The sequence below is a fragment of the Agrobacterium sp. SORGH_AS 787 genome, from assembly GCF_030819035.1.
In the GTDB taxonomy this organism is placed as follows: domain Bacteria; phylum Pseudomonadota; class Alphaproteobacteria; order Rhizobiales; family Rhizobiaceae; genus Agrobacterium; species Agrobacterium larrymoorei_B.
The window spans coordinates 1,297,453-1,319,016 of the sequence record NZ_JAUTBG010000002.1; the positions used below are offsets into that span (position 1 = coordinate 1,297,453).

22 protein-coding genes and 1 tRNA gene are annotated in these 21,564 nt (G+C 59.0%); 10 read left to right on the forward strand and 13 right to left on the reverse strand.

Annotated elements, in window-relative coordinates; genetic code table 11:
* Positions 1-3: 3 nt before the first annotated feature.
* Both QE435_RS15530 and QE435_RS15535 read right to left on the reverse strand, forming a co-directional pair.
* Positions 4-813 carry a DUF1365 domain-containing protein gene (locus QE435_RS15530; protein ID WP_349041925.1) on the reverse strand — a complete coding sequence of 270 codons (810 nt, stop codon included), beginning with the start codon at positions 811-813 and terminating at the stop codon, positions 4-6.
* The gene (locus QE435_RS15535; RefSeq protein ID WP_349042875.1) at positions 813-2,186 is read right to left on the reverse strand and encodes an FAD-dependent oxidoreductase; all 1,374 of its coding nucleotides are present in this window, start codon (positions 2,184-2,186) and stop codon (positions 813-815) included. The genes QE435_RS15530 and QE435_RS15535 overlap by 1 nt, the downstream gene beginning before the upstream one ends.
* Positions 2,187-2,410: 224 nt before the next feature.
* On the opposite strand from QE435_RS15535, the gene QE435_RS15540 reads away from it, so the two are divergent.
* The 3 genes from QE435_RS15540 to QE435_RS15550 are packed head-to-tail and all read left to right on the forward strand — an operon-like array spanning position 2,411 to position 4,063.
* On the forward strand, positions 2,411-2,980 hold the full coding sequence (locus QE435_RS15540; RefSeq protein WP_306930803.1) for a sigma-70 family RNA polymerase sigma factor: 570 nt from the start codon (positions 2,411-2,413) through the stop codon (positions 2,978-2,980).
* Positions 2,977-3,636, forward strand: a complete 660-nt coding sequence (locus QE435_RS15545; RefSeq protein WP_349041926.1) for a ChrR family anti-sigma-E factor — start codon at positions 2,977-2,979, stop codon at positions 3,634-3,636. Before QE435_RS15540 ends, QE435_RS15545 begins: the two co-directional genes overlap by 4 nt.
* 28 nt (positions 3,637-3,664) lie before the next feature.
* On the forward strand, positions 3,665-4,063 hold the full coding sequence (locus QE435_RS15550) for a DUF2177 family protein (protein WP_349041927.1): 399 nt from the start codon (positions 3,665-3,667) through the stop codon (positions 4,061-4,063).
* Positions 4,064-4,112: 49 nt separating this feature from the next.
* On the opposite strand, the gene QE435_RS15555 is transcribed toward QE435_RS15550, so the two are convergent.
* Positions 4,113-4,271: a YqaE/Pmp3 family membrane protein gene (locus QE435_RS15555; RefSeq protein WP_037171141.1), complete on the reverse strand. Its 159-nt coding sequence runs from the start codon at positions 4,269-4,271 to the stop codon at positions 4,113-4,115.
* Between the two features lie 276 nt (positions 4,272-4,547).
* Here QE435_RS15555 and QE435_RS15560 point away from each other — a divergent pair, with 276 nt between their 5' ends.
* Entirely contained in the window at positions 4,548-4,715 is a 168-nt protein-coding gene (locus tag QE435_RS15560; RefSeq protein WP_306930808.1) for a hypothetical protein, read from the forward strand.
* 89 nt (positions 4,716-4,804) lie between these two features.
* On the opposite strand, the gene QE435_RS15565 is transcribed toward QE435_RS15560, so the two are convergent.
* The 4 genes from QE435_RS15565 to QE435_RS15580 form a co-directional block, all read right to left on the reverse strand.
* Positions 4,805-5,113, reverse strand: a complete 309-nt coding sequence (locus QE435_RS15565) for a hypothetical protein (protein ID WP_349041928.1) — start codon at positions 5,111-5,113, stop codon at positions 4,805-4,807.
* A gap of 295 nt (positions 5,114-5,408) precedes the next feature.
* Entirely contained in the window at positions 5,409-5,996 is a 588-nt protein-coding gene (locus QE435_RS15570) for a hypothetical protein (RefSeq protein ID WP_349041929.1), read from the reverse strand.
* A gap of 232 nt (positions 5,997-6,228) precedes the next feature.
* A tRNA-Thr gene (locus QE435_RS15575) sits at positions 6,229-6,304 on the reverse strand.
* Between the two features lie 122 nt (positions 6,305-6,426).
* Entirely contained in the window at positions 6,427-7,386 is a 960-nt protein-coding gene (locus QE435_RS15580; RefSeq protein WP_349041930.1) for a nitronate monooxygenase family protein, read from the reverse strand.
* A 307-nt stretch (positions 7,387-7,693) separates the two neighbouring features.
* Here QE435_RS15580 and QE435_RS15585 point away from each other — a divergent pair, with 307 nt between their 5' ends.
* Entirely contained in the window at positions 7,694-8,908 is a 1,215-nt protein-coding gene (locus QE435_RS15585; RefSeq protein ID WP_349041931.1) for a hypothetical protein, read from the forward strand.
* Positions 8,909-8,983: 75 nt separating this feature from the next.
* Here the strand turns inward: QE435_RS15585 and ggt are convergent, their stop codons facing one another.
* The 6 genes from ggt to ppk2 all read right to left on the reverse strand — a co-directional run bounded on the left by ggt (position 8,984) and on the right by ppk2 (position 14,789).
* Entirely contained in the window at positions 8,984-10,579 is a 1,596-nt protein-coding gene (gene ggt, locus QE435_RS15590; protein ID WP_349041932.1) for a gamma-glutamyltransferase, read from the reverse strand.
* A 40-nt stretch (positions 10,580-10,619) separates the two neighbouring features.
* A complete protein-coding gene (locus QE435_RS15595) occupies positions 10,620-11,312 on the reverse strand; it encodes an ABC transporter permease (protein ID WP_349041933.1) in 693 nt (230 codons plus the stop codon).
* Positions 11,309-12,022, reverse strand: coding sequence for an ABC transporter permease subunit (locus tag QE435_RS15600; RefSeq protein ID WP_349041934.1), 714 nt, complete (start codon positions 12,020-12,022; stop codon positions 11,309-11,311). Before QE435_RS15600 ends, QE435_RS15595 begins: the two co-directional genes overlap by 4 nt.
* Positions 12,023-12,092: 70 nt before the next feature.
* The gene (locus tag QE435_RS15605) at positions 12,093-12,959 is read right to left on the reverse strand and encodes a lysine/arginine/ornithine ABC transporter substrate-binding protein (RefSeq protein ID WP_349041935.1); all 867 of its coding nucleotides are present in this window, start codon (positions 12,957-12,959) and stop codon (positions 12,093-12,095) included.
* A 93-nt stretch (positions 12,960-13,052) separates the two neighbouring features.
* A complete protein-coding gene (locus QE435_RS15610; RefSeq protein ID WP_349041936.1) occupies positions 13,053-13,727 on the reverse strand; it encodes a GntR family transcriptional regulator in 675 nt (224 codons plus the stop codon).
* A 180-nt stretch (positions 13,728-13,907) separates the two neighbouring features.
* On the reverse strand, positions 13,908-14,789 hold the full coding sequence (gene ppk2, locus QE435_RS15615; RefSeq protein WP_349041937.1) for a polyphosphate kinase 2: 882 nt from the start codon (positions 14,787-14,789) through the stop codon (positions 13,908-13,910).
* A 216-nt stretch (positions 14,790-15,005) separates the two neighbouring features.
* Here ppk2 and phoR point away from each other — a divergent pair, with 216 nt between their 5' ends.
* The 5 genes from phoR (at position 15,006) to pstB (ending at position 21,477) form a co-directional block, all read left to right on the forward strand.
* Positions 15,006-16,274, forward strand: a complete 1,269-nt coding sequence (gene phoR, locus QE435_RS15620) for a phosphate regulon sensor histidine kinase PhoR (protein WP_349042876.1) — start codon at positions 15,006-15,008, stop codon at positions 16,272-16,274.
* A 216-nt stretch (positions 16,275-16,490) separates the two neighbouring features.
* A complete protein-coding gene (locus QE435_RS15625; protein ID WP_309772321.1) occupies positions 16,491-17,525 on the forward strand; it encodes a substrate-binding domain-containing protein in 1,035 nt (344 codons plus the stop codon).
* A gap of 261 nt (positions 17,526-17,786) precedes the next feature.
* Positions 17,787-19,271 (forward strand): phosphate ABC transporter permease subunit PstC, encoded by a 1,485-nt coding sequence (gene pstC / locus QE435_RS15630; protein ID WP_349041938.1) that lies wholly within the window; start codon positions 17,787-17,789, stop codon positions 19,269-19,271.
* Positions 19,268-20,590, forward strand: a complete 1,323-nt coding sequence (gene pstA / locus QE435_RS15635) for a phosphate ABC transporter permease PstA (protein ID WP_349041939.1) — start codon at positions 19,268-19,270, stop codon at positions 20,588-20,590. Before pstC ends, pstA begins: the two co-directional genes overlap by 4 nt.
* Positions 20,591-20,661: 71 nt before the next feature.
* The gene (gene pstB, locus QE435_RS15640) at positions 20,662-21,477 is read left to right on the forward strand and encodes a phosphate ABC transporter ATP-binding protein PstB (protein ID WP_309772325.1); all 816 of its coding nucleotides are present in this window, start codon (positions 20,662-20,664) and stop codon (positions 21,475-21,477) included.
* Positions 21,478-21,564 lie beyond the last annotated feature (87 nt).

Consider the following 21,564-nt stretch of genomic DNA (forward strand, 5'->3'; position numbering starts at 1 on the left):
TGTTCATGCCTCCCATGATTGCGGCGTTTTGGCGGGGACGGAGCTCGCAATGCGGCTCTCGGCGGCCTTGTGGCGATAAAGCGGATTGCCCTTGACCCAAAGGATAAGGGCTTCCCAGTGGATGGCGCCCATGATCTTCAGCGTCATCAGCGGATGGGACAGAAAACACCTGGCAAGCGCGCCATCCGTCAAAGGACGGCGCTTACCGGTGAAGGAGGCGAACAGCAGCTCGCCTTCGGCATCACGCTCGTTAATGGCGACGCGCACCGTCTCCTCAGGCGGATCGATGCGGAAATCGTAAGTGCACTCCATCGGCACGAAGGGCGACACATACATTTCCTTGTCGCAGGCGTGCCGGACAGTCCCGCCATCGGCTTGCGGCGTGGGAATGATATAGGTGTGGCGCTCGTGGAACGTGTTGCAGACCTCGTAGAGAATGGCGACCAGCCGATCATTCGCCCGCCGGTCACGGCAGAAATAGACTGTCAGCGGATTGAAGACATAGCCAAAGATGCGCGGATAGCAGAGCATCTCGACGCGGAGATCTTCAAGCGGCAGATCGATATCAGCCTCGCTAAGCCGCGCGCAGCACCAATCCTTCAGCGCGCCCTTTTCGCCGATGCCGTGATCCTTGTCGTGGAAACTGAAAATCGAAAACCGGTTATGGGCAAAGAGCCGTATGGTGGCGTCGACCAGCGGCAATTCATCCAGATCGAGAAGCAGCGAAAAAACGCGGTAACGAAGCTTATGCGCGCGCGGGCGGTGGCGCGCATGTACGACGTTCCCTGCGTAGATCGCGGAGCGCAACGTCATCAGACGTGCTCCTCGATTGTCGAGAGGAAGATGCGGCTGGATTCGTTTTCCACCGTCCAAGGTCGCTTCACGCCGCTCAGCGCTTCCGCCACCGCAAGCCCGGACTGGATGCCGTCCTCATGGAAGCCGCTGCCGAAATGTGCGCCGCAAAACCAGGTATTGCGACGGCCCTGCAGCGACCAGAGCTTCTTCTGTGCTGCCATTGCCTTCGCATCGAAAAGCGGATGGGCATAATCGAAGCTCTGGATCACCTTGGCCGGATCGACCGCACGCGATGGGTTGAGCGTGACGAAGAGCGGCGTTGCGGGATCGATCGGCTGAAGTTTGTTCATCCAATAGGTGACGCAAAGCGCTTCCGTGCCGCGAGATCCCGGCTCGCTGAGATAATTCCAGCTGGACCACACCGCTTTGCGTTTCGGCATCAATCGCTCATCGCTGTGAAGGACTGCCATGTTGCTCGTATAGTCGAATGCGCCGAGAAGGGCTTGCTCCTGATCGTCGGCATCGGTGAGAAGCGCAAGGGCATCATCCGCATGCGTGGCGATCACCACCTCGTCAAAAACCGAGACATCGCCCGCACGATCGACAACCGTTACGCCCTCTCGAGTGCGGCGGATACCGGCAACCGGCCTTGAAAGGCGCACCGTTCCGCGAAATTCGGCAAGCACGCGGGACACATATTCCCGGCTGCCACCCTTGACCGTGCGCCATTGCGGGCGGCCGGAAAGCTGGACGAGGCCATGATTGACGAAAAAGCGGATGAAGGCGTGCAACGGATAGTCGCGCATGTCGTCGGCGGTCATCGACCAGATAGCCGCACCCATCGGAAGGAGATGATCATCGACGAAGCCGGCCGAATAGTTGTTTCGATCGAGATAGGCGCCGAGACTGACGTCGCGCAGGCTCTCGTCGTGCAGAAGATCCGGCGCCACCTTGTAGAAGCGCATGATGTCACGCACCATTTTCCAGAAGCGCGGGCGAAAGAGATTGGACTTCTGCCCGATCAGCCCGGCAAGGTCGGAGCCGGAATATTCAAGCGCTCCACCGCCAAGCGATGCCGCAAAGGACATGTCGGAGGCAGCCGTCTGCACGCCGAGATGCGCGAACAGCGCTACGAGATTGGGATAGTTCTTCTCGTTATAGACGATGAAGCCGGTATCGACGACAATGGGAGCTTTGTCCGCACGCTCGACAGTGACCGTGTTGGCATGGCCGCCTAGTCGATGATCGCTCTCATACAGCGTGACCTCGCAGGACTTGTCGAGCAGCCACGCAGCCGAGAGACCTGAGATGCCGGAACCGATAACGGCAACCTTACGCAGCGCCTGTCTGTCTCTTGACCGTGACGATATATCCATGACTTCCAGGTCCATTTTCTTCATGTCGAACGTTACGCAAGGCAGTGACCAATGGATTTCCGAAGTGTTAAATTTTGTCTTCTCCCACACCGTGAGTGATCCACCGAAATAGACCTGCCGTAGTCGCCAGCATGACGATAAATGTTTCCATAGCGGCGGCGCCGTGCCACTATATGAGCAACAATAGGAAGAAGCCTGTTGCTCAGAAAATGCGTGGGAGCGAGGTAAAACCTATTCGCATGGGTGAAACGGTCCAGAACAATATCGAGGACGAGCTTCCCGGACTGCTAAGAGCAATTGCATCTGAACGCAGTGTGGAGGCCTTCGAAGCTGTATTCCGATACTTCGGACCACGCGTGCGTATCTATATGTTACGGCAGGTGCGTGATGCGCAGGCCGCTGAGGAACTGATGCAGGAAACAATGATGACGGTCTGGAACAAGGCCGCCCTCTTCGATCCGGCGAGAGGCAACGTCTCTGCCTGGATCTTCAGAATTGCCCGTAACCTGAGAATTGATGCGCACCGGCGCGACCGCCGCCCCGAGTTCGATATGAACGATCCTGCCTTCGTTGCAGACGATGCGCCGGCGGCCGATGCCCAGATGGAAGAGTTGCAGGATGCCGAGCGTCTGCACCGTGCGCTGGCCGACCTTCCGCAGGAGCAGCGGGACCTTCTGAAGCGTTCCTTCTTCGAGGAAATGTCTCACAGCGTTATTGCCCAGCAGCTCGGTCTTCCCATCGGAACCGTCAAGTCCCGCATCCGGCTTGCTTTTGCCAAACTGAGAACAGCTCTGGAGTCGCGCACATGAGTGTTTGGCACCACATCAGCGATGAATTGCTGCTCGATTACGCCTCGGGCAGTCTGGCGGAAAGCTGGAGCCTGGCAGTCGCCACCCATCTTGCGCTGTGTCCGGAAAGCCGCAAGCGTTTGCACGCCATGGAAATGACCGCGGGTGCGCTTTTGCGTGATGCCGGACCTGTTCAGGAAATTTCCGAGGGTCAGTGGAGCGCGATGAAGGCCCGCATGCGGGCCGAGGCCCCCTACACGCCAGCAAGTGTGGCCGCTTCAGCCGCCAAACCCTCGGTCCTGCCGGAACCTTTGCGCTCCTACGCGGGTGGGGATGTCGACAAGCTCAAATGGAAGCCGCTCGGCCCCGGCGCCTATCATTTCCCCATTCCCACCAGGGATGGCGAAGCGCAGGTCCGGTTGCTGAAGATACCTGCTGGTAAGCCTGTTCCTGAACATACCCATGGGGGCCGGGAGTTGACGGTGGTTCTGGCGGGATGCTTCCGCGATGGCGACGATGTCTTCCGTCGTGGGGATTTTGAAGAGGCGGATGAAGACCTCACCCATCAGCCGATTGCTGGTGAAGGCGAAGATTGCATTTGCCTGGCTGTCACCGATGCGCCGTTGAAATTCAAGAGCTGGATCGTCAGACTGGTTCAGCCCGTTCTGGGAATTTAACCCTCATTTATAAGAGGAGGCTCGCCGTATGCAGCTGATCGTCGCCTATGTCGCAACGGCTATCGCTTTCTTCGGACTGGATTTCGTCTGGCTGTCAAAGCTGGCTGTCGGCTTTTACAAACGCGAAATCGGGCAACTCATGCTGCCAAAGCCAAACTTCGTAGCAGCGGGTATCTTCTATCTCTTTTATATTGCGGGCATCGTCTACTTCGCCGTCGCACCATCTTTCACCGGAGGTTCGATCGGTGAGGCGCTGGTCTCCGGTGCGGTCTTTGGCTTTCTTGCCTATGGCACTTACGACATGACGAACCTGTCCACCCTCAAGGGGTGGACATGGCGCTTATGCGTGGTGGATATCATTTGGGGAACGCTGCTGACGGCCCTCGCCGCAGCGGCGGGGGCGTGGGCGACGCAGGCTTTTGCCTGATTTTTTCTATAGGTGCAGCGCGTACACCTGTACCATCAGCGGATCAGGATCACTTTCGCAAGATGACCCAGATCGCGTGGATGATGCCGGGCAGGTATCCGCACAGTGTCAGCAGAATGTTCAGCCAGAAATGAAGGCCGAGACCCACCTGCAGGAAAACGCCGACGGGCGGCAGGATGATGGCGAGAAGAATACGAATGACGTCCACGATCTGAAATCCCATGTCCATTGTTGTCGGGCGGGTAACGTGGTTTTAAGCCGATTGGTTTCAATCTTGCCTTCCGCTGTCCGCACACATTCCGTTCATCCAACCGATCGTTTCGCGCACCCAACGGACGTCCATTCGGACATGCGCCCGAAAATAGTTTTGCGTTAAAACGGCTATGGTGTTGTCTTTTTACGGTTTGATAACCAAATGTATCGGACGGTAAGAAAGGGTGTTTATCGCCTCACCATATCCACATTAGCGCCTATGGTAGGATCCATGAGAAAGCCGATAGACAAAGCCGGACTGATCTTCGTCGCTCTCCTATGTGTCCTCGTAGGTCTCGTCCTCAGCATCGCCCTTTTCCGCGACAACATCCACATCGCCCCACAGGCCCAGGATGGATCTTTGATCCCCCGCACCACCCCGCATAAGCAGGTCAATTAGGCGGGGCAACCGATCTTCCTTTCTAGCTCAAGTGAAGGAGAGGCCAGCGCGACAGGCTCTCTGTTGCCGTGAGCGTGAGCCAACGACTATCAAATTCCGTCGAGCGCGACTTCGCGAGAGGTACGATCGATGCGCTCCTGAAGCGCAACGGAGACGGCCTGCAAAAAATCTTGGCGTCGTCTTTCGTCCGTTGCCTCTGGTATGGACTTTAATCGCCCGAGGATTTTTTCCATAAAACCCACATGGTTGAAGCGATCCGCCGCGATATTGACCTCAACCTCTTCCATGTAATGCGCCAAGTGCGGCCCCAGCTCCAGATTTTCATCCATCTGGTACCGATTGGCCATCTGCTCCCCAAGCGTCGCCATCTGCACGTAAGGGCCAAATTCGTCGATCATTCAATCTCCTCTTGCGTTGGGAGACTAAGATAGGCGAAGCGAGGAAGAAGGACGAGATGCTCGGCAGTCTCATCGCGAAAACGTGAGATCGGGTCAAAGGCGATGCGCTAGAAATGTCCAAACGCTGATCGACGCCCTGTTACAATGGATGCGCCAACTGAGCGGAATGCGGCTTTTGCCGGTACTACCCGAATGTATCCGCTTAGACTTGGCTTTTGGTGCCAAAGAAGTGTTGGAACACGGTTGCTTCAACACGCAAGCACCTTTCCGCGCCGAATGTTGTGGATGCCCCTCTTTACAGTTCAAAGGGATCGTCGGAAGTTTTAACCGATGGGGGAGCGGTGAAAGGGTCTTCGTCCTTTGGTGGAGACTTTTGAGTGCTGACGAGCTTGTCAGTTGTATCCTGACAATCAAGCATCTCATTGATTGCCTTTGAGGAACCTTTAAGCCGCAGGAATATAATTTGCTTGCCGGCGTAGAACGCCTTCAAGCCCAACTTTTTACTGAATTCGACGAGAAAATTTGGGTCGTGAGTACCGACCTGAAGGTACTTATAGGAGTTAATTTCTGCCGCCGACGCCTTTGCTTCCCAAGGCGTTTCGTCATCGAACTGGATGCGGACAGGATATTCTTTGCCCTCTTCCAACGATTTCCATTTGGCGTTGCCAAACGAAAAGTAGAGCTCGCGCTTACCCTCCAGAAAGTTGAAGCCTAGCCGCAGGATCGTTCCGTCCTCGTATGCAGTCGATAAGTAGCAGGCATTCCCCATGCTAGGGTCCATGCGGATCGTCCACCCCGCTACCTCCTTCCACGGAACCGTATCCGATTGCGCAAGGAGCGGGCTAGGGAGGGCAAACATTGCGGCGCAAAATATGGCTTTCATGCCTGTACCATAGAGATTAGGTGGTGCTGCCTTATTTGCCCATGAGTTGTGATCGCTGTCGAGTCGAAACGTATGCTAATCTCACGGCAGGCGATTGCTTGCACTTACAGAGCGCCCATCTAGGCAATGTTTAAGCAAGAGACACAGAAAGCGTTAGACGCTCAGGCCAGGCTTGAATCAACCGCTATGGGTTTCGATCCTCACCACAAAAGATGCATGAGCTATGAGGAAATGGTGCCGCTTACGTGACTCGAACACGTGACCCCGTCATTACGAATGACGTGCTCTACCGACTGAGCTAAAGCGGCCTGCGCAAGCGCCGAAAATCTCTCGGCGCGGCGTATGGCGGGCTGATACAGGCATTGAGGCAGGATTTCAAGCGTTGAATGTCAGCTTGTTGAAAATTTCCCGCCTGCAATGACCTCCATGCCTAGGATGCGCAGAGGCGCTGCTTCGCCGAGGCGTATTCCTGCGCCAACCGGTCAACCAGTGCGGAGACGGGTTCGACGGCCTTCACCGCACCCACACCCTGACCTGCGCCCCAGATGTCCTTCCAGGCTTTGGCGCCGGTGGAGGCTGCGGCAAAATCCATCTTCGAAGGGTCGGCGACGGGCAGGTCGTCCGGGTCGAGGCCGGAGGCGACGATGGAGGCTTTCAGATAATTGCCATGCACGCCGGTGAAGTAGTTGGAATAGACAATGTCATTGGCGTGCGCCTCGACGATCGCCTGCTTATACGCCTCCGTCGCGCGCGCTTCGCGGGTGGCGATGAAGGGTGAGCCGATATAGGCCATATCCGCACCCATGGCCTGGGCCGCGAGAATGGAGCCTCCATTGGCGATGGCGCCCGCCAATAGAAGAGGGCCATCGAACCACTCGCGAATTTCCTGAACGAGTGCGAATGGGGAAAGGGTGCCCGCATGGCCACCGGCGCCGGTCGCGACCGCTATGAGACCATCCGCGCCCTTGCGGATCGCCGAGTTGGCATGGCGGTTGTTGATCACATCATGCAGCACGATCCCGCCATAGGAGTGGATTGCGGCATTGACCTCCGGGACAGCGCCCAGGGACGAGATGACGATCGGCACCTTGTATTTCACACAGAGCCCAAGATCGTGTTCCAGTCGCTTGTTGGACATATGCACGATCTGGTTTACCGCGAAGGGCGCGGCCGGTCGGTCCGGGTTGGCGGCATCGTGCGCGGCAAGTTCCTCCGTCAGCATCGCCAGCCACTCGTCCAACTGGCTCTCCGGGCGAGCGTTCAAAGCGGGAAACGCGCCCACAACGCCCGCCTTGCATTGCGCCAGCGTCAATTCCGGATGAGAAATGATGAAGAGCGGCGAGGCAATCACCGGCAGTCGGAGATTGTCCTTAAGAATGGACGGCAGCATGGTTCCTCCCATGAATGACATTTGGCGACTTACGTTTACGCGCACGTAAGATTTAGCCGAGGTGGATGCCATTGAAAAGCGAAAAGAGCAGGTGGGGCGGCACGGGGTCAGACCTGCGCCATGACGAGGCCACCAGCGCTTGCGGCAAACCTTATGCTCCAACCGCCACAGTCATGACGTTTTCCCCAAGCCAATTTCCGCTTTGCTGATCAGGTGGCTTGCGGTTGTGGACACGAGTCGTTACCGAATCGTAAACGTGGTGCCGAAGCGTTGATCTTTCGCGTGTGGCGAGGAAGAAGGACCGAGAGTGAGCGGACTGGAAACGGCAATCAGAAATGCCCTGGAAAAATCGGATCGGTCGAATGCCGAAGTGCGCGCGCGTATCTATCAGTCGTCGCGCCAGGCCTTGGAAGCCGGTCTGCGGAAGCAGGGCATAGACGATCAGGGCGTCGTTGCGCAGCAGCGTCAGCGGCTGGAAAACGTCATTCACGCCATCGAGACGGAAGAGCGGAACCGACTCCTGGATGTGGTCGAAGACCACGTACGGAGGGAAACGCAACGCACTGCTCCGCCTGTTGTGGAGCCACCTGCCGCCACGCGCTCTGCTCCCGCTGTCGCGGCACCGTCGGTTGCGCCCGCGCGGCGGCATGAAGACGAGGATGAGGGTGCGGCGATGCCGGTGGAAGCGCCAGTGCGCGCAGAGCCGCGCAGCGAGCCCGCACATCAGCCGCCAGAGATGAGCGATTTTCGTGCCGAACGCACCGACGAGGGCTTGAGCCGCATGACCTCGTCAGCCGGTCCCTCCTTTGAAGCCTCGTCGCTTGCCTTCAAGCCGGAGCGTGCGGCCAAGGGCCGCCGCAAGAAGGGCATCATCACACGCCTCTTTATCTGGTTCACGTTTTTGGCCTTCATCGGCGTTGGCGGCTGGTGGGTCTATAGCTCCGGCCTGTTGCTGAGCCCGAACGAACGGGACACCAGCGTGCCGAACCCGCCGCCTTCGGTGGAAGCCGAAGATTTCGGCGGGCAGCAGAACACCCAGGAGCCGACGCTCGCCGCTGGTCGCGGTTTCTCCGACGCCTGGCAGGAAGTCTTCAACGCGGATCGTGGCAATGCGGGGCTCCAGCCTGGCTCGCTCTCGAAGGTGGAAGATGTTGCGACCGGTGGCGGAAAGGCCGTCCGCGTGACCTCGCAGACGGCGGATGCCGCGGGCAATATCGCGATCACGGTTCCGGTCGATGTGCTGCGGGATATGGCGGGCAAGGCCTCTACCATTTCGATTACGCTGCAATCTGCTAGCAACGGCCAGAGCCAAGTGTCGGTCTCGTGTGATTTTGGAACGTTGGGCGACTGCTCGCGACACCGTTTCACCGCCACGCAGGAGCGCGCCGATATGCTGATCAATCTCAGCTTCGATCGCACCATCGCACCTAATTCGCCTGGCCGCATCTTCATCAACAGCGATATTGACGGCAAGTCGCGACCGATCAACCTCTATTCGGTTCGGATATTGCCCGGTCAGTAAGGGCGCTTGCGCCCCAATTTACAGCACGGGCCCGAAAGTCGGAATCGACACGCCTGTTCAAAGAGTAGGACCGCTTCAGTAGCCGAGCGCGATCCCGTCCTTGCGCGATTCAGACGCACCGACCAGCGTTCCGTTCTCCCAGTCGATCCTCACCGCCTGGGCACCACCGATCGGATCCTCGGCCGGCACGATCTCGAACCCGCGGCGGGTGAGTTCGGCAATCGTTTCCGGTGAGATCGTATGTTCCGCTTCCACGCGCGGTATCTTGCCGCCAACGGGAATGAGGCGCGGCAGGTCGATGGCATCCTGGATGTCCATGCCGTAATCGACCACCTTGGATATCAGATGCGCATGGCCGAGCGCCTGATAGTATCCGCCCATGACGCCGAAGGACATCTCCGTGCGGCCATTGCGGGTCACCATACCGGGAATGATGGTGTGAAGCGGCCGCTTTTCCGGGGCGATCACGTTCGGATGCCCGCGTTTCAGCGAAAAGCTCTGGCCGCGATTGTGCAGGATCACGCCGGATCGGGGCGCAACGATGCCGGTGCCGAAACTGTCGAAAATCGAGTTGATGAAGCTCACCGCATTGCGGTCTTGATCGACAATCGAGATATAGACCGTATCGCGGTGCAGCGGCATCTCGAAGTCCGGCAGGTCGGTCAAAGCATGACGAAGATCGATCATCTCGGCCAAGCGTTTCGCGAAGTCGTGCGAGAGCAATTCCGCCACCGGCACGTCTGCCTTGGCGGGATCGGCGATCCAGGCGTCGCGTGCCGCATAGGCAAGCCGCGTCGCCTCGATTTCCAGATGCAACCGATCCGTCGAGCCCGGTGCATGGCGCGTGTCGAAATGGGAGAGGATGTTGAGGATGAGAAGGGCGATGATCCCTTGGCCGTTCGGTGGGCACTCATGGATCATGTGATCGCGGAATAGGGTGGTGACGGGCGTGACATATTCCCCACCGGCAGCAGCAAAATCCTCCATCGTGTGCAGGCCGCCAAGTGAGCGCAGGTGGCTTACCATATCCTCGGCGATATCGCCTGAGTAGAAACCGTCACGGCCTTCTGTGGCGATCTTGCGCAGCGTCGCACCAAGCTTCTCCTGCCGGTGAACCGCGCCAATGGCGGGTGCGCGGCCGCCTGGCAAAAAGATCTCCGCCGCCGCCGGGTCCTGCGATAGCAGCATTTCCTCCCGCACCCAGTCGCGGTGGACGCGCGGCGCGATCGCATAGCCCTGTTCGGCGTAACGGATGGCCGGGGTCAGCACGTCGGCGAAGGGCAGGCGGCCGTGGTCGGCGTGCAGTCGTGTCCAGGCGTCAATGGCGCCGGGGATGGTGACGGCGGCGGGCGATTGGCGTGGCACTTCGGTCAGCCCACGGTCTTCGAACCAATCCACCGTCAGCGCCTTCGGCGTGCGTCCGGAGCCGTTATAGGCGATGATCTCGGCGCTGCCTTTCGGTGCGTAGAGCGCGAAGCAGTCGCCGCCAATACCAGTCGAACCCGGCTCCACCACGCATTGAACGGCACAGGCGGCGATCGCCGCATCCATCGCATTGCCTCCGGCTTGCAGGATCGTGATGGCGGTCAGCGTCGCGGAGGGGTGGGATGTCGCCGCCATCCCCGTGGTCGAAACCGCGATGGACCGTGTGGGCTTCTCGAAATTGCGCATCCTGGTGGTCTCCTCTTAGTCTTTTTGTTTGCCGCTTCGCCTAAGCGCGGCGGCGATAGGGCGTCAGCCGGTTCTCGATAAGGCCGAGCGTCCGGACGATGATGAAATTCATGGCGAGATAGATGGCGCCGGCGGCGATGAACACCTCGATGGCGCGGTAGCTCTGGGAGATCAACCCTTGTGCAATGCCGGTCACTTCCATCAGCGTGATGATTGAAGCAAGCGAGGTGCCTTTGACCATCAGGATAATTTCGTTGCCATAGGCGGGGATCGCCTGCCGGATGGCTAGTGGCAGGATGACGAGGCGCAAGGATAGCCAGCGAGACAGTCCAAGCGCGAGTGCCGCTTCGCCAAGTCCCCGCGGCACGTTGCGGATGGCACCGCGCAGGATTTCACTGCCATAGGCAGCCGTGTTCAGGGTCAAGGCCAGGATGGCGCACCAATAGGGCTCGCGAAAAAGCCACCAGAGACCCGCTGCCTGAAGGGAGGGCCGAAACTGGCCAAGCCCGTAATAGATCAGGAAAATCTGCACGAGCAACGGCGTGCCACGGAAGACGGCGACGAAGCTTCGAATAGGCCAGACGGCAAGGCGATGTCCGCCGATCTGGGCAAGCGCAAGCATCAGGGCAAGACAGAAGCCGAGGAGCAGTGAGCTTCCTGCAAGCTGCAGCGTCAGCGGCACGCCAGAGAGCAGCTTGGGGATGATCTCGAGGAAGAAGCCGACATCGATCATCGTTCGCGGATCCCCCGGAAGGCGCGTGCTTCGGCGAGGCGGAAGGCCTGCCCGGTTATCCCGGCAATGACGAAATAGAGAAAGGCCGCAGTGAGATAAAAGAGAAAGGGTTCACGCGTCGAACCTGCGCCGATCTGGGTTTGGCGCATCAGTTCCACCAGGCCAATGACCGAAATCAGCGCCGAATCCTTGAGAACGAGCTGCCAGACATTGCTGAGGCCTGCGACCGCGTGGCGCAGGAGCTGCGGGAGGATAACGAGGTACAGCATTTGTGTCCGTGACAGAGCGAGTGCTTTGGATGCGTCGAACTGGCCGGGATCGACGGCGAGATAAGCGCCGCGATAGACTTCCGACTGGTACGCTCCGGAGATGATGCCGATGGCAAGAATGCCGGTTGCCAGCGTCGGCAGGCCGATAAAGTCCTGTGACCCCATTTGGTGCGCAATCGCGGTTAAGGCGACACTGCCGCCATAGTAGAAGAGATAGATGGTCAAAAGGTCGGGAACGCCGCGAAACACGATCCCGTAAGCCTCCGCCAGCCCGCGCGCGCTGCGCCGCTTCGACAGACGCCCTGCCGCAGCCAGTCCGCCGAACAGAGCGCCAAGCGCAAAGCCGAGAAGCGAGAGGAGCAGCGTCATGGTCGCAGCGCCAAGAAGCGACATGCCCCATCCGCCATCGCCGAAGCCGAGGAGATGCAGTTTATCCATCATGCGGGCGTGATCCCCTGTTGATATCCACGCGGCCGGAACCCTGTGGTGTCCGGCCGCATGCGGTCCGCCCTTACTTGACCGGGGTTACGTCCGTCTTGACCCACTTTTCCGAAAGACGCTTGATCGTGCCATCCGCAATGGCGCCATCGATCGCGGTATTCAGCATTTCCTTGAGCTTGGTATCGCTCTTGCGCAGGCCAGCGCCCGAGCCGAGCCCGAAGACACCGCCGACGAAGCCGGGACCGGCGAGCGTGTAGTCCGCAAATTCGGGCTTTGCCAACGTGGCGGCCAATGCGGATTGCTGCGCGAAGAGCGCATCGACCCGGCCAGCGGCCAGATCCAGATCGTGTTGCTCGGTTGTCTTATATTCGCGAATCTCGACCGTATCGGCGAAGTACTTCTTGAGGAATTCGAGATTGGTGGTGGCGGCCTGCACGCCGACGACCTTGCCCTTCAGGAGGGGTTTAAGCTTCTCGATGGCAGCCTTGGCAGAGGCCTCGTCGTCGAGCTTGAACTTCTCGGTAGCACCACCGAGCTTACCGAGATCGCTGTCTTTGGCGACAGCGAAGCCAGAGGGGTCGACGGCATAGGGATGGCTGAAGTCGATAGTTTCAAGGCGCTTGGGCGTGATGAACATGCTGGCCATGATCACGTCGAACTTGCCGACCGTGAGGGATGGAATGAGACCGTCCCAATCCTGAGCGATGATGGTGCATTTGATCTTCATGCGGGCGCAGAGATCGTTGGCAAGGTCGATTTCGAAGCCGTCCAGCTTGCCGTCGGCGGTGGTGAAGTTCCATGGCGCATAGGCGCCTTCAGTCGCGATCTTGATTTCTTTTGGGGCATCCTGCGCAAGCGCGGCTGGCGCAAGGCCAAGCGGGGCAAGCACGAGTGTGGTAAGTGCAGCCGCAAGCGCGGCCATGCGACGGATCGTCATGACTTTTCCTCTTGTTTTAGAGCCGTTCGGTGACGGCGGTTCCCCGTCCGTACCGGATGTCGTCTCCGGCTGCGGACATATTGACCGGACGGCTCAGCGCCGACCGGGACTGGCGTAATCGGCAAGCAGGTTCGCCGTTTCGGCGATATGGTCCTGCATCACCGCCTCGGCATCGCGAGTGTTGCCGGATTTCAGGACGTCGATCAGCCGCTCATGCTCCTGACGGGCTGAAAGCGGCTTTTCCACATAGTCGAACCAGATGCGCATATAGGGCTCGATCATCACATGCAGTGCGTTGATCTGGCGGATCAGCTTCGGTCTGCCGCTGAGGCCGTAGATCAGCGCATGGAATTCCTGGTGGCGCAGCACCCAGTCGCCGCTGCCGGATTGCCCGGCCCGCTCCATCCGCTCCAGTAACCGCTCAAGCTCCTCAAAGGTCTCTGTCGTCATGCGTGGCGTGGCGAGCCGGACGGCGAGCCCCTCCAGCACGGAGCGGATCTCAAAGGCTTCGCGAATTTCTTCCAGCGTCAGCCCGGCGACGATGCAGCCCCGGTTCGGGCGGAGCGTCACCAGACCGTCGGCGGCGAGCCGCCGGAAGGCCTCGCGCACCGGCATGCGGCTCATGCCGATATCCGCTGCGATTTCTTCCGGAATCAACCGGTCGCCGGCCTTGTAGCGACCCTGCCGCAGTGCCTGCTGAAGATGCACGTAAGCTTCCTCCTCCGCCGTGGCGGGAAGAGAGGCTCTGGATGCAGTCGCATAGGTCATCAGCGGCTCATTGGATTTTTGTATCCACTTATCCAATCAGCAGCATCGGCCCGGGTCAAGACGTTTTGTAGGGTCTATTATGAAAAAGGCAGAGCAGGCCTGATGCCGCTCTGCCATTCTCCATCCGCAATCGCCTTCACTTTTGGAAAGGGGGGCAGGTGCCGTAAAAAGGGCTCCGAACTATTTCAGAAACTTTGGCCCACTGCCCAAAATCTTGTCGTCGATCTTGCCGATCGCCTTCTCATCCTTGCCGTCATAATCGAGCGAGGTGAGAATATGGCGAATGAGATTCAGTCTCAGCCTGCGCTTGTCATTGGCGCGGATCACCGTCCATGGCGCGTCGTCTATGTGCGTCTTTTCCAGCATCTCGTCACGGGCCGCGGTATAGTCGTCCCATTTGGTCAGGGCGGCGATATCCATATCCGAAAGCTTCCAGGATTTCAGCGGGCTGTGCCGGCGGTCATGGAAGCGTTCCAACTGGGTCTCGCGACCGATATCGAGGTAGAACTTGAAGAGGTTCACACCCTCATGCACCAGCATTTTTTCCAACCGCGGCACTTCCTTCAAGAAGCGCTTGTGTTCTTCCGGCGTGCAGAAGCCCATGACGGGCTCCACACCGGCGCGGTTGTACCATGAGCGGTCGAAGAGTACGAACTCGCCCGCTGTCGGAAAATGGGCGATGTAGCGCTGGAAGTACCATTGCCCTTTTTCGGTTTCGGTCGGCTTGGTCAGTGCCACGACACGCGCATAGCGTGGGTTGAGATATTCCCGCACCGCGGCGATAGAGCCGCCTTTGCCTGCGGCATCGCGGCCCTCGAACAGCGCCATGATGCGCTGGCCGGTGGCCTGCTGCCAGAACTGCACCTTCACCAGTTCGATCTGAAGCGCTTCGATCTGTGCTTCATACTCCTCCCGGCCAAGCTTCTTGTCATAGGGGAAATCGCCTGCCGTCAGCTTCTTGTCATCCACCCAGTCGGGGAGCACCGGATCGTCGATATTGAAGACCCGCTCCTTGCCGTTCATCGTCAATGTTACGGATCTGTCCTTGACGGTTTCGCTCATGCTCACTCCCTTTTCAGCCTACGGCATTTTGTCTTCTTAAGGTCAGCCTGACGCTCTACGAATTCAAGGGCAAAGAGATTCCGGCATCGAAGCTCCATCCACATAAATTTTGCCGGCTAAGGCTTGCGAAAGGACAGGGCGAAGAATCTCTGTCATGAAAGGCGATTATGACGGTCGGATCGGGAGCGAGACGAATGGATAAGATTCGCGATGGCAATGGCAGCGATGGACGGGGAGGGTGCGTTGCTTAAACAGATGCGCCGCATGCGGAGAAACTGGCTTGCGCTTTTTGTCGTCACGATGCTGGCAGCCTTGGCGCTTGTCGAATGGCGTTCACCTTACGTCGTCGTTGCATTGTGGCTTGCCGCTATCCTTGCCATCCTCTTCGTTGCGCCATCCAATGTCATCAAGAAGGACGAGAAGAAACCCAAGGTGGAAGCGCAGGCTCCAGGCGCGGTTGATCAAGGGTTGATCGCAGGCGTGCGAGCCGGCATTGCCGTCCTCGATACGCCTGTCTTCATCCTCGACCAGGACGCCGGCGTGCTCTTCGAAAACGCCGCCGCCGAACGCGCCTTCGGCACGCTTCCGGTTGGTTCCCATATCTCCGGAAGGCTGCGCTCACCCGGCCTGCTCGATGTCATTCGGGAAACCATCGCCACCGGACAGCCGAACCAAGTGGAGCACTCCGAACGACTGCCCTCGGAGCGAGTGTTCATCGTGCGCATCGCAGCTGCGGATATGCCACAGACGGCGGGAGCGCCCTTTTATATCCTCTCTTTCCGCGACATTTCGGATCTGCGTCGTATCGACCGCATGCGCAGCGATTTCGTCGCCAATGCCAGCCATGAGCTGAGAACGCCGCTGGCCTCGTTGCGCGGCTTCATCGAAACTATGCAGGGGCCAGCGCGCAACGATCCCAAGGCGCAGGAGCGCTTTCTTGGCATCATGCTGGACCAGGCAACCCGCATGAGCCGCCTGGTGGATGACCTGATGTCGCTCTCGAGGCTAGAGCTTCGTGCCAATATCGCACCGGATCAGACCGTCGATCTCGTGCCGCTTCTCGGCCATGTTCGGGATTCCTTGCTGCCGCTCGCCGGCGATCTGGATGTCGAGATCAAGCTGCATATTCCCGAAAACCCGGTGCAAGTGAACGGCGACCGGGACGAGTTGGTGCAGGTGTTCCAGAACCTCGTCGAAAACGCCTGCAAATATGGTCAGGATGGCAAGGTGGTGGATGTGTTCCTGCGCGCAGAGGTGGGCAAGCCTGTCGAAGTCAGCGTCGTGGATAAGGGACCGGGCATTCCCGCCGAGCATGTGCCGCGTCTGACAGAGAGGTTTTACCGCGTCAGCGTGGCAGACAGCCGTTCGAAAAAAGGCACTGGTCTCGGCCTTGCCATCGTCAAGCACATTCTGACCCGCCACCGCGCCCGCCTCATCATCCGGTCGGAAATTGGCGCTGGTACGGACTTCACCGTGAGATTTTGACACACAAGCCGGGTCGTATTCGTCACGTTTTAGAAATGCATATAAATATCAGTAATTTAATCTGTCACAAATCTTTCACCGAAGTGACATAAAAGGGTGTGGCAAGACTGGTTATGAAGAGGCCGCCGGGACAGCCCAGACGGGTTTAAGGATTAAGCCTCTTGCCGGCACAGTTCACGAAAGCCCGAAGAAGGGCCCCACGACGGGAGAGTCATAATGAACTTCTTTAAATTGTCTGCAGCAGCTCTGGTGGCCTCCGTTGCCTTCGCGGGTGCTGCTTCTGCTCGCGACCAGATCCAGGTTGCTGGTTCCTCCACGGTTCTGCCTTACGCAAAGATCGTTGCTGAAAGCTTCGCCGAAGCTTTCCCGAACTTCAAGGCACCGGTTGTTGAGTCCGGCGGCACGGGCGGTGGTCTGAAGGCATTCTGCTCCGGCGTGGGCGAAGGCACGATCGACATTGCCAACGCTTCGCGCAAGATCAAGGCTGACGAACTGGCAGCCTGCAAGTCCGCTGGCGTTGCTGACGTTCAGGAAGTGAAGATCGGTTACGACGGTATCGTCTTCGCCATGGACAAGTCCAACAAGGACGTCAAGTTCGAGCCGAAGGACCTGTACCTCGCTCTCGCCGCCGAAGTCGTCAAGGATGGCAAGCTGGTTGCCAACCCCTACACCAAGTGGTCCGAAATCAACAAGGACCTGCCTGACGTAGAAATCGCTGCCTACATCCCTGGCTCCAAGCACGGCACGCGCGAAGTCTTCGAAGAGAAGATCATGGCTGACGGCTGCAAGGAAGCCGGCGCGACGGATGTGATCAAGGGTCTGATTTCCGACGCCAAGCAGGCTGCTGCCAAGTGTGTTGCCATCCGTAAGGACGGCAAGGCTGTCGATATCGATGGCGACTACACCGAGACGCTCGCTCGTATCGATGCCAACAAGTCCGGCGTCGGCGTCTTCGGCCTGGCTTTCTACGACAACAACAAGGACAAGCTGAAGGTCGCGACCGTCGGTGGCGTCGTTCCGTCCACGGAAACGGTTGCTTCCGGCAAGTACCCTGTCTCGCGTCCGCTGTTCTTCTACGTCAAGAAGGCTCACCTGGGTGTCATCCCTGGCCTGAAGGAATATGTCGAATTCTTCACCTCTGACGAGATGATCGGCCCTGACTCTCCGCTCGCCAATTACGGCCTGGTTGCTGCCCCTGACGCAGAGCGCAAGGAAATCCGCGCTCAGTTCGAAGCCGGCAAGACCCTCTAATATATCCTGGGAAGCGCGGTGGCATAACGCTGCGCTTCCCATCTCTTCTGTTGGCAAATTCGGTTTGCGGCCATTGCTCAGTCCGGAAGGGTTGACAGTTCCTATTTATCGTAAGACCAAGCCGCCGATAAATATGATCTATCAACCCGGAATGCGTGAACTGAATGCAGATCCGGCATCGTGCGGTGATCAGCCGCAGGTGCTGCGCTCTTGGTGAAATGATGCCGCATCGTGCCGCGTGGTGCGCCGAGGAAACTCTCCATGAACACATCCATCCTTTTGCTCATATTGGCACTGATCGGCATATCCAGCTATGTGCTGGGCAAGCGCCGTGCCGCAGTGCTGGCGGGCGCACGTCCCTCCAACATGCATTCCCGCTCTGGTTATCACGGCTCCTACGTCCTCATCTGGGCGCTTATCCCATCCGCGCTCATTCTGGCTCTGTGGCTGATCATCAGCCCGCTCGTCATCAACTCCGCCGTGCATGCGAGCTTCCCGGAAGAGATCAAGGCGCAGCCGGAAGCCCAGCAGAGCCTGACCTACGGTATGGTGACGTCGATTGCCCGTGGCTTGAGCCAACTCTCGACTGCTGAATATGATGCCGTAAAGGCCGACCCGGCCACTGCCCGCACGGTTCTTGCATCGAAGGGTGTCGCCATCGCCGGTGATCCGCAGCCTTACATGATCGAGGCCGCCGAAAAGCTGAACACCCTGACCTCGACCAGCCGCATTGCCATGGCGCTGGTCGTGCTGATCGTCGCACTCGGCGGCGCATTCCACGCCCTTCGCGCCATCGCACCACGCTTCCGTGCCCGCAACCGGGTGGAACAGGTCATGCTCGGCGCACTGCTCGTTGCCTCTTCGATCGCGATCCTGACGACCATCGGGATCGTCATGTCGATGCTGACGGAAGCGGTGCAGTTCTTCCAGATGGTCCCCGCCCACCAGTTCTTCTTCGGCACGGTGTGGGATCCACGTTTTGCCGCAGCAGGCTCGACCGACAGCTCCGGTCAGTTCGGTCTTATTCCGTTGCTCGCCGGCACGCTTTACATCGGCTTCGTCGCCATGCTGGTCGCGGTTCCGGTCGGTCTATTCTCGGCGATTTACATGGCCGAATATGCAAGCCCGCGGTTGCGTTCGATTGCCAAGCCGCTGCTGGAAGTGCTCGCCGGTATCCCGACCATCGTCTACGGCTTCTTCGCGCTGACCACCGTCGGCCCGTTCCTGCGTGACATCTCCGCCCAGATCAACGGCCTGGCAACCGGCAATTATGCCAGCTTCATCCAGGCACAGAGCGTCATCACCGCTGGTTTCGTCATGGGTATCATGCTGATCCCCTACGTCTCCTCGCTCTCGGATGACATCATTACCGCGGTGCCGCGTTCGCTTCGCGACGGATCGCTTGGTCTTGGCGCGACGCGCTCCGAGACGGTCAAGAAGGTCATCCTTCCCGCCGCTCTTCCAGGCATCGTCGGCGCAATCCTGATGACGGCTTCGCGCGCCATCGGTGAAACCATGATTGTGGTTCTGGCCGCCGGTGTTGCCGCGCGCCTGCAGCTCAACCCCTTCGAGCCGATGACGACGGTGACCGTCAAGATCGTCAGCCAGCTGACGGGCGACCTTGAGTTTACCTCGCCGCAGACGCTTGTTGCCTTCGCGCTTGGCATCACGCTCTTTGCCATCACGCTTTGCCTCAATATCTACGCGCTCTATATCGTGCGCAAATACCGGGAGCAGTATGAATGACCGACGTCGTTACTCCGGGCGTCTCCGCCCCCGCCGCAACGAAGAAGGTCCGTCGCGATATCGGCATCAAGCGCCGTTACGCTGCAGAGCGCCGCTTCCGCGCCTATGGCGTCGCCGCGATCTCCTTCGGCCTGCTGTTTCTCTTCCTGCTTCTCTGGTCCGTCATCGGCAAAGGCTATACGGCCTTTCAGCAGACGATGATCACGATCCCGGTCGAGTTCTCGCAGCAGATTATCGATCCGGACAATGTGCGCGCACAGAACCCGTCGAAGCTGATGACGGCGAATTATCCGGTGGTCGCCCGCAACTCGCTTGCCAAGGTGCTCGGCGTGTCGCTGGAGGACCGCACGGCGCTGCGCGCCGTCAACGCGCTCATTTCTGACAGTGTCCGCACGCAGCTTCGCGATATCGTCACCTCCGATCCAAACGTGATCGGCACGACACGCACCGTGTCGCTGCTGGCATCCGGCGATGTCGACAGCGCCTTCAAGGGCCAGGTCGATATGTCGGGCGATGAACAGAACCGCCGCATCTCCGACCAGCAGGTCGGCTGGATGAATGAGCTGGTTGGAAAGGGCGCTCTGGAGAAGAAGTTCAACACCGGCATCTTCTTCAATGGCGCTTCCAGCCGTCCGGAGGCCTCCGGCGTCGGCGTTGCGCTGATCGGCTCTTTCTACATGATGCTGATCGTGCTGGTACTGTCGCTGCCGATCGGTGTTGCGGCCTCCATCTACCTGGAAGAATTTGCGCCGAAGAACCGCCTGACGGACCTCATCGAGGTCAACATCAACAATCTGGCTGCCGTGCCGTCCATCGTTTACGGTCTGCTCGGTCTCTCGGTGTTCATCAACTTCATGGGCTTCCCGCGCTCTGCCTCGCTGGTGGGCGGTCTGGTGCTGACACTGATGACGCTGCCGACCATCATCATCGCAACGCGCGCTGCCTTGAAAGCCGTGCCGCCTTCGATCCGCGCAGCGGCGCTTGGTCTTGGTGCCTCGAAGATGCAGACTATCTTCCACCACGTGCTGCCGCTGGCCATGCCCGGTATCCTGACCGGCACCATCATCGGCCTTGCCCACGCGCTTGGCGAAACCGCGCCGCTTCTTCTCATCGGCATGGTGGCCTTCGTGGCGAATTACCCGACGACCCCGCTCGATCCTGCAACGGCCCTGCCGGTTCAGATCTATATGTGGGCGAACGAAGCCGAGCGCGCCTTTGTCGAAAGAACATCTGGCGCTATCATCATCCTGCTTATGTTCCTCCTGGTGATGAATGTGGGCGCAATCCTGCTGCGTCGCCGCTTCGAACGGCGCTGGTAAAGCATTTCGAGGAAAAGTGGATACCGGTTTTCCATCTGGAAATGCGATAAGAACCAAGGGAGAACGGAACAATGAACATGTTGTCGGAAGCAGCAGTTGAAAAGGCGCTGGACAAGAAAATGAATGAAGTTTCCCATAAGATGATCGGCAAGGACGTTTCCGTTTACTACGGCGAGAAGCGCGCCCTTTACGATGTGAACCTCAACGTTCGCGAGAACACGGTGACGGCTCTTATCGGCCCGTCGGGCTGCGGCAAGTCCACCTTCCTGCGCACGCTGAACCGCATGAACGACACGATCGACGGCTGCCGCGTGACCGGTCAGATCACGCTTGACGGTGAAGACATCTACGATCCTGCAATCGATGTGGTCGAGCTTCGCGCCCGTGTGGGCATGGTGTTCCAGAAGCCGAACCCGTTTCCGAAGTCGATCTATGAAAACATCGCCTATGGCCCGCGCATTCACGGTCTTGCCCGCAACAAGGCGGATATGGACCAGATCGTCGAGTCCAGCCTGCAAAAGGCGGGTCTCTGGAACGAGGCCAAGGATCGTCTGCACGAATCCGGCACCGGCCTTTCCGGTGGCCAGCAGCAGCGCCTGTGCATCGCGCGCGCCGTCGCCGTCTCGCCGGAAGTCATCCTTATGGATGAGCCATGCTCTGCGCTCGACCCGATCGCGACCGCCAAGGTGGAAGAACTGATCCACGAGCTTCGCGCCAACTACACCATCGTCATCGTGACCCACTCGATGCAGCAGGCCGCTCGCGTTTCACAGCGCACCGCCATGTTCCACCTCGGCCACCTTGTTGAGGAGAACGATACGGACAAGATGTTCACCAACCCGGATGATCAGCGCACCCAGGACTACATTATGGGCCGGTTCGGCTGATCCTGCTGTCGCTTGCGCATCACACTGCGCCCGTCGCTCGAGCCGTTGAGAAGGCTTGCGACAGGGCGTCTCGAAACTGGAGACCAC